Genomic DNA, 811 nt, shown 5'->3' with positions numbered 1-811 from the left:
TCGGCCGCTCCAGGTAGTTTGGCGGCACAGTGATGGTCGAGCGCATTACCAACCCCGGTCTTTTTCTTGGGCACTCCGCCGGCACGTCTTTTCCCTGTCACATCTACGACGCACCGGGAATCTCGTAGATTTTTCCGGGGCTTCTACCTGTCGGCACTCCGGGGCGCGGCCGGTTCTTAGCGTCTCTTGCGTTCTTCAGTCCCGGTAATGTTGAACGAGGCGTCCAACTTCACCGTCACGGGCGTTCCGTCGGCTGTCCTGATATGCGCCTCATAGACAGCGCCGTCAGCGTCGGTCTCGACGCGGATCACCCTGGCCCCTGGATGCGCGGCCTTCGCTGCCGCTTCGACACGGGCGGCAGTCTCACCTGTCAGAAGCTCCTCGGTTTTGCCGTTGGCATGGTGGGCCCCCTTGCGGTCGGCGGAAGACGCCGCCGTGGAGGTCGATGCGCCGTCCGGAACGGCCATGGCGAGATAAACGCCGCCACCCGCCAGGGCCGCGGCCATAGCCGCTCCGACCGTGATGTTTCGAACATTGTTCATCACACGCTCCTGATTCCGCGATCAGGGCGTTTCGGCGCTTTCGCTGACCGCTATTCATTCCTGGCCATTGCACCCCAGCAATGCCATAGCGCGGTTTATCCGGGTAGGGACACTGTGGATTGTACGCAAATGTGCGGGTGAGGACTAGGACCATTCGGAGGGCATCGCGATGGCAGCCCCACATCACAGCGGGATCTTTGGAGCGGATAAGTGTGCGGACGATGTTTCCTGGACTTTGGCTTGCGGTCCCCGTCACAAATTGCCCAAAC

Annotated in this window: 1 protein-coding gene; it reads right to left on the bottom strand. The window is 61.5% G+C overall.

Annotation, left to right across the window (positions count from 1 at the left end; genetic code table 11):
• Window positions 1-176: 176 nt before the first annotated feature.
• The gene (locus AC5RWX_RS33900) at window positions 177-542 is read right to left on the bottom strand and encodes a hypothetical protein (protein ID WP_494100520.1); all 366 of its coding nucleotides are present in this window, start codon (window positions 540-542) and stop codon (window positions 177-179) included.
• Window positions 543-811: the final 269 nt, after the last annotated feature.

The organism is Arthrobacter sp. SPT-J7, from assembly GCF_059089965.1.
Note: the sequence above shows the minus strand (reverse complement) of the source record. Positions and strands in the feature narration are given on the sequence as shown.